The following is an 8,468-nucleotide window of genomic DNA, read 5'->3' on the forward strand; positions in this document are numbered from 1 at the left end:
TTTAGCCCATTGCGAAGTGTCCTTCAGGACCGTTTCCTCGGGCCTTTGGTGGTTTAAGTATTGCGACCTTTGTTGCTTATTTTGGATACCATAGTCTTGGCAATCGCAGGACCTTGTTCTCTGTCTGCCCGAAATTTCGAAATATATAAGTAAAGTAACCGAAAAGTATTTCACTTTCTGGCGGCTGTATATTCCGTCGGGGGGGGTGGGGATTTGCGCCCGGAGAGGAGAGGGGAATGACTGCGTTTACGCTGAATCTGCAGGACATGATTTTCATTCTGCGTCAGATCAAGATTGCTGAGGCGCATGCCGGCGGCACGCCGCTGACCGAGATTTATGTCAATGCGGATGGGGACGTCGTTTCGGCGGGGACGCCGGGTGCCCTGCTTGCCATTCCCGATCCACATGTTCCTGCCGGTCTGAGGACGGTTGACGGAACCTACAATAGTGTTGTGCCGGGCCGTGAGACATGGGGCGCGGCAGATCAAGCGATGCCGAGGCTACTCGACGGGACCCTGGTGAACCATGCAGATGGCGATACCATGCCCCTGGGTGGTACGACAGTGACGAACAGCGACTACGGCGTTCCCAATAACGTCGCCGACGCCGATCCGCGCATCATCTCCAACCTCGTCGTCGACATGGGCGTCACCAATCCCGCGGCACTCTTCGCTGCGCTGACATTCGCAGGTTCCGAAGACCCGCAAGCTGATCTCCAGCGTCTGTTTGCCGCTCGCGTGACGCAGGCTCAAGCCGACGCAGCAGTTGTCGCTGCCCAAGGCGAGGTCACTGCAGCGAATGATGCGCTGGACACTGCGATCTTGGCCTACAACCCGGCCATCCCGACAACGATCGACGACATCCAGGACGCGGCGGAAGCACTTACCGCCGCCGAAGAAGCTCTCATCCATGCACAAGAGGTCGCGCTCGATCCTGCTGCGGCATTCATAGCGCTCGCCGAAGAGCTTGGTCTTACTGTGAACGATCAAGGGACGCTCGTTATCCCGAACGTTGCGCCGGATGAGGGCCTGTCCGCGCCGTTCAACGCGTGGATGACATTCTTCGGCCAGTTCTTCGATCACGGTCTCGACCTGATCACCAAGGGAGGCAACGGCACCGTTTATATTCCGCTGCAGCCTGACGATCCCCTCTACGACGAGGGACCGGACGGGATCGCCGGCACGCCGGATGACGCTCGTACCAACTTCATGGTGCTGACCCGCGCGACTCCGAATGGCGACACGCAGACCAATACGACAACGTCGTTTGTCGATCAGAACCAGACCTATACCTCGCACGCATCCCATCAGGTATTCCTGCGTGAGTACAAGCTCAACGCCGACGGCAAGCCTGTCGCAACGGGCAAGCTGCTGGATGGCACCCACACGGAAGGCGCCGTCACCACCCAGAACGGTTTGCCGACCTGGGCCGACGTGAAAGCGCAGGCCCTGATGCTCGGTATCGAGTTGACGGACCTGGATGTTTTGAACATTCCGCTCCTGCGCACGGATGCCTACGGCAATTTCATCCCGGATCCGGTAACCGGTTACGCGCAAGTCATCATCGGTATGGGCGCGGACGGAATACCGAACACGGAAGATGACATCACGGTTTCCGGCATCCCAGCCGATCCGGTTGCCGGCACGCCTTTCGTTCCGGTGAACACCTTCGCGGCCGGCGCCATTCGCACGGGGCACGCCTTCCTCGACGACATCGCTCACAATGCCGTGCCCAACACCGTCTACGATCCGGACGGCCCCGAAGGCCCTCTCGGTGATACGCCTGTCACGGCAGACGCCGACGATGTCGCCGGAAACACTATCGCCACGGACTTCCGCGGCCGCAAGGTTGCCTACGACGACGAGCTGCTCGACCGACACTTCATCACCGGCGACGGCCGCGGCAACGAAAACATCGGCCTGACCACCGTCCACCATATCTTCCACTCGGAGCACAACCGCCAGATCGACTCCCAGAAGCTGATCATTCTGCAGGGCGGCGATCTTGACTTCATCAACGAATGGCTGGTTGGCGACATCACGGGGCTGCCCGATGGTTTTGCGACGATGACGGCGCTTCAACAACTCGCCTTCGCGGATAGTCTCGATTGGGACGGCGAGCGTCTGTTCCAGGGTGCCCGCTTCGCGACCGAGATGCAGTACCAACACCTCGTCTTCGAGGAGTTTGCCCGCAAGGTCCAGCCGGCGATCGACCTGTTCGTCTTCAACAACATCACCGACATCAATCCGTCGATCTTCTCGGAGTTTGCCAACACCGTCTATCGCTTCGGCCATTCGATGCTGACGGAGAACATGCCGCGCGTCTTCATCAACGAGGATGGTGTCGTAACCGGCACTGACAACATGGGACTGATTACGGCATTCCTGAACCCCATTGCCTTCAACAATGATGGCGCACTAACGGCGGAGGAGGCGGCTGGCGCCATCGTTCGCGGCATGACCGTCGAGCGCGGCAACGAGATCGACGAATTCATCACCGGTGCACTGCGCAACAGTCTGCTCGGCCTTCCGCTCGACCTTGCGACGATCAACATCGCGCGCGGACGCGATACCGGCATTCCGTCGCTGAACGAGGCCCGCAGTCAACTCTTTGCGGCGAGCGGTTCGAGCTTCCTGACGCCCTACGACAGCTGGACCGACTTCGCGGCTAATCTGAAGAACCCGATCTCGGTTGTGAATTTCATTGCTGCCTATGGCACCCACAGTTCGATCACCGCGCAAACGACGGTCGCCGGCAAGCGCGACGCCGCCTGGGCTCTCGTGTTCGGCGAGCCCTCCGGCACGGTGAGCGTGGTTCCGGGTGATCGGCTGGACTTCTTGAACAGCACCGGAACGTGGAACGCCGGCAATAGCGGCCTCAATACCATTGATCTCTGGATTGGCGGCCTTGCCGAAAAGCAGATGCCGTTTGGCGGCTTCCTGGGCTCGACCTTCAACGCGGTCTTCGAAGCGCAGCTTGAAGCGCTGCAGGACGGCGATCGCCTTTACTATCTGACCCGCACGCAGGGCCAGAACTTCCTCAACATGCTGGAGCAGAACTCGTTTGCCAAGATGATCATGGCGAACACCGACATTTCTCAGCCAGGGGCAGACGGCATCCGCGGCACGGCGGACGACATCATCAATCGCCATATCGGCGTCGATTCCTTCGCGAAGTACGACTTCGTCCTCGAAGTCAATTCCGCCAACCAGGCCGACTACAATGGCGCGGCGGCAGGCGTTGATCCGCTAGGCACCGACGCCGCGCTCGAGGCCATGGGGCTCGGCAAGGTAGTGCGCAACGATCCCGGTACATTAGGTGCGGACCCGAATTATCTGCGCTTCACCGGCGGCGAGCACATCGTCGTTGGCGGTACGAACAATGACGACACCATCATCACCGATTTCGGTGACGACGGCATCTGGGGCGATGCCGGCAACGATCGCATCGAATCGGGCGCCGGCGTCGACCTCGTCAATGGCGGTGCCGGCGACGATATCATCACCGACAGCGGCGATACCGGCGACTTTTTGAAGGGCGACGAAGGCAACGACGTGATCGCCAATTCCAACGGGATCGATGTCCTGATGGGCGGCAAAGGAAAGGATGCGATCTTCGTCGGCGTCGACGACACGGAAGTCTTCGGCGGCGAGGGTGACGACTTCATCCTAGGCGGCGAAGGCGTCGATCTTTTGATGGGCAATGAAGGCGACGACTGGATCGAGGGCGCCGGCGGCTTCGATACGACGGCAGGGGACAATTCGGAACTGTTCTTCAACAGCGTCATCAACGGCCACGACGTCATGTTCGCCGGCAACGACGAGAACGACTTCGACGGCGAGTCCGGCGACGACATCATGGTGCAGGGCGAGAGCGTCATGCGCAATGAAGGTATGTTCGGCTTCGACTGGGCGATCTTCAAGGACGTTGCTCGCAATGCCCATGCGGATATGAACATTCCGATCTTCACGACTGAACAGGAGGATGTTCTGCGCAACCGCTTCGACAAGATCGAGGCGCTGTCCGGCTGGGACCATAACGACACTCTGATTGGCGACGAGCGCACATTTGGTGTGATCGCGCCTGGCGATACTGTCGCGACGACGGAGAACATCTTCTTCAATGACAGCCTCGATGCGGCGGGGTTGAATCGCATTGCCGGGCTCTCCGAGATCGTCGAACTCGATGCGGATGGTCTCTTCCAGAGCGGCAACATCCTGCTCGGCGGCGGCGGCCACGATTTGTTGCAGGGCAATGGTGGCGATGACATTCTCGATGGCGATCGTTGGCTGAACGTCAGGATCCGCATAACTGCGGGATCGGACAATGTGGAAGCGGATGAGATCGCCTCCGTCGACAGCATGAAGCACGTGTTCACAGCGGCGGAAGCTCCTGAACCAGCATGGATCGGAAAGTCACTCTTCGAATTGCTGGTCAATCGCGTCGTCAGCCCCGATCAGATGCATATCGTGCGCGAGATCAGGACCGATGATGGCGCCGGCGATATTGATACGGCGGTTTTCCGGGGCGGTCGGAGCGAATATGCGATCGAAGGCCTTGATTTCGCCAGTGACGGTGACGAACAGACGACCGTTCGGCATCTCGTCGATACTGCGGTCGCTGGCGTTGCCGTGAACGATGGCATCGACAAAGTCAGCAACATCGAACGCCTGCAATTCGCCGATGAGACCGTGGAACTCGTTCCTGTTGACGACAATGCGCCGTTGGGCAACCCTCTTATCGAAGGGGTGGCTCAGATTGGGCAGCTTCTCAGAGTGCAGATGGATCCCGATGGTTCCCTGGCGAATGTCACCGATGCGGATAACCCGAATGGCGGCAAAATCTTTCCGCCGTTGGTGATCGAATGGCAGATCGAAACGGATCCGGGCGTTTTCGTCGATACCGGCTTTCGCGGTCCGTCGTTCACGCCGGCAAACGATGGCGAATTCGAAGTCGGGGCAGACGTCCGTATTCGGGCCATCGTCCGCTACACGGATGCGCGGGGCATTCCGTATGCGGTTGCTTCAATACCAACCGACCCGCTCGTTCCGGCTACCAATCTCGTGGCGACAGAAGGTGATGACGTACTGGTCGGCACGCCCGGTGACGACACGATCGACGGCCTCGGCGGCAACGACGTCATCTTCGGCCTGGCTGGAGACGATGACCTGATAGGCGGCGCAGGCGACGACGAAATCTTCGGCGGACTGGGAGAGGATACCCTCACGGGCGGTGGCGGCAACGATATTCTCGACGGCGGCGAAGGCGACGATACCGCTGTCTTTGCCGGCAATCGGGCCGATTTCACCTTCGAGATCAACGCCGAAGGTCAGCTGGAGGTGGTTGGCGCGACCGAAGAGGATGCCGTCATCAGCATCGAGAACTTCCAGTTCAACGATGCTGTTGTAACGCTCGCCGAAGTCGAAGCGGGCTTGCCAGACACGATTCCCACGGAAGGTGCCGACATCATCACGGGAACCGAAGGCGCGGACGCTATCGACGCGCTTGGCGGCAACGACACGATCAACGCGCTCGGTGGCGACGATGACCTCGTCGGCGGTCTGGGTGATGACGTGATCAACGCCGGCGCTGGCGACGACACGATTGCGTGGGAAGTCGGCGACGGCCGCGACATCATCGATGGTGGCGCTGGCACTGACCGCTTCCGCGTCCGCGGCGACAACAGCGATGAGACATTCTTCGTCGAAACCGAGGCGGACTTTCTGTCTCGGACCGGTCTGCCTGCCAGCTCCCTCCAGGCCACTACCGAAATCGTTATCTCCCGCAGCGTCGGCGCCGGGCCTTCGATCGTCGTGGCAGAACTGGCCGGGATGGACGAGATCGACATCAACGGCGGTGGTGGCAACGACACCTTCGTGGTCTCTGGCGATTTCGCAGGGTCGGATCTCGATCCGAGCACGATCACCATCGACGGCACCAGCGGCGACGACACGGTTGACATTACCGGTCTCGACTCGCAGCACCGCATCGTCTTCCGCTCGAATGGCGGTGACGACACCATCATCGGCACCCTGCGCCCGCAGGACGTGGTCGAGCTGGCTCCGGGGTCGGTGATCTCCGGCTACACCTTGAGCGACAACGTCAACGGAACGAGGACCCTGTCGAACGGCACGCATTCGATCACCTTCACTGGTGTCGTCCCGCCGCAGTTCGTCCCCCCGGATGACGACCCGAACTTAGGACCGTTTGCCTTCACGGCAGCCGATCTCGCGGGTCTCAAGAACCTGGTGAACGGGCTGCCTGCCTTCGAGGATGACGACGACACTGAAGGCTTCGGTGGCGTGCGCAGTCTGTCTGGCCATGGCAACAACGAAGGCAACCCTGATTGGGGTGCCGCCGACCAGCCGTTCATCCGGATCACCAATGCGCACTTTGGCGAATACGATCCGGCGACCGGCAACAATCAGGTCAACCCGATCTTTGAAGGGCTCGATCCACGCAGCATCAGCAACGTGCTGGGAGCCCAGGAAGCCAACCTTGCGAAGAACACGGCCAACGCCAACATCTTCTTCATGGCGTTCGGCCAGTACTTCGATCATGGCCTCGACTTCCTGCCGAAAGGCGGCAACGGAACGCTCCAGATCGGTGCGCCGGGCAATGGAGCGCCTGGTTCCGGGAACCCCGCGGATCTGACACGTGGCACCGTCTACGACATCGACGACAATGGCGTGACGCAGCATCTCAACAAGACCTCGCCCTTTGTCGACCAGAACCAGGCCTACGGATCGCATGAGCTGATCGGTCAGTTCCTGCGTGAGAGCGATGGGAACCAGGGCTTTGGTTCGCACCTGCTGCAGGGTGCGGTGGATCCGTCCAACACTGAGTTCCGGCTGCTACCGACGCTGCGTGAACTGATCATGCATCACTGGCAGGCCAATACGATCTTCCATGATCCGGCGGTGCCAGGCGGACAGATCAGCTTCCGCGATTATTTCGCTGGTCTGGTCGATGCGACCGGTCACATCAATGAGGCGATGCTGCCGCAGATGACGTCCAACTTCATGGGCAGTGGCCATGCGCTGCTCCTCGACACCAACCCGTTCATCAGCCTGCTCGATCACTATGTCGTCGGCGATGGGCGTGGCAACGAAAACTTTGCGCTGACCTCGATGCACACGATCTGGGCGCGCAATCACAACTTCCATGTGGAACTTCTGGAGCAGTCTGGCTTCCAGGGAACGGCCGAAGAGCTCTTCCAGGCCGCCAAGATGGTGAATGAGGCCGAGTATCAGCGTGTCGTGTTCACCGAGTTTGCCGATATGCTGATCGGCGGCATCCGGGGCGATGGAACTCATGGCTTCGAAGAATACAACTCCAATGCCACGGCCGCGATCTCGCACGAATTCGCAGCAGCGGTCTATCGCGTTGGCCATTCGCTGATCGGCCAGACGATGACCGTGATCGGGCCGGATGGCGAGCCGAGGCAGGTTGCACTCTTCGACGCCTTCCTCAATCCGAGCAATGATCCAAGCGTCTTCAAGGGCCCTTTGCCTCCCGGCTACGTGCCACAACCTGGTTACGAGCAGCTCGGTGTCAATTCGATCCTCGGCGGTATCGTTTCTCAGGATGCGGAGGAAGTGGACTTCAACATCGTCGACGCGGTGCGCAACGATCTCGTCCGCATCAGTGCCGACCTGTTCTCCTTCAATGTCGCCCGCGCCTGGGATGTCGGGCTCGGTACTTTGAACCAGGTGCGCATGGATCTGGCGGCATCGACCGATCCCTACATCAGGGAAGCGCTCGGCTATGTCGGCGAGCTCTCGGCCTACACGTCCTGGGAGGACTTCCAGGCCCGCAATGGCCTGTCGGACACCGTGATCAACCAGTTCCGCCAGGCCTATCCCGATCTCGTGCTGCAGGCGGGCGATATTGCCAGCTTCCAGGCGATCAATCCTGACATTCAGGTTGCGATCCAGGCAGACGGCACCGGCATCGTCAAGGGCATCGACCGTGTTGATCTTTGGGTCGGCGGTCTCGCCGAAAAGCACATCAACGGTGGCATGGTCGGGCAAACCTTCTGGGTCGTGCTGCAGGAGCAGTTCGATCGCCTGCAGGAAGCCGACCGCTTCTACTACCTGAACCGTTTCGACAACTTCGATTTCTACGAGGAGTTTGTCGACGGCCAGGAGTTCGCCGATATCGTGGCCCGCAATACCGGCCTGACGGGCCTTTCTGAACACATCTTCGAAACCGAGCCTCTCAATGACGAAGATGACGACGATGACGATGATGACAACAGCGGCCCGGGAGGTGACGACGGCGACGATGATGACGACGACGACCAGTCTGGCGGCGACGATGATGATGACGATGATGACACCTCGTCCGGCGGCGATGACGATGACGACGACGACCAGTCTGGCGGCGACGACAATGGCCAGAACAACGGTGGTGGCGATGACGGCGGAGGCGATGATGGCTCCGATGACGGTGGCTCGGATCCGCTT

1 protein-coding gene is annotated in these 8,468 nt (G+C 60.1%); it reads left to right on the forward strand.

From position 1 onward, the window contains the following. Positions 1-236: 236 nt before the first annotated feature. Positions 237-8,468: peroxidase family protein (locus K9B32_RS23685; RefSeq protein ID WP_224566623.1), on the forward strand; the 8,232-nt coding region annotated here is incomplete at its 3' end.

Source organism: Rhizobium sp. 3T7 (assembly GCF_020166565.1).
In the GTDB taxonomy this organism is placed as follows: domain Bacteria; phylum Pseudomonadota; class Alphaproteobacteria; order Rhizobiales; family Rhizobiaceae; genus Rhizobium.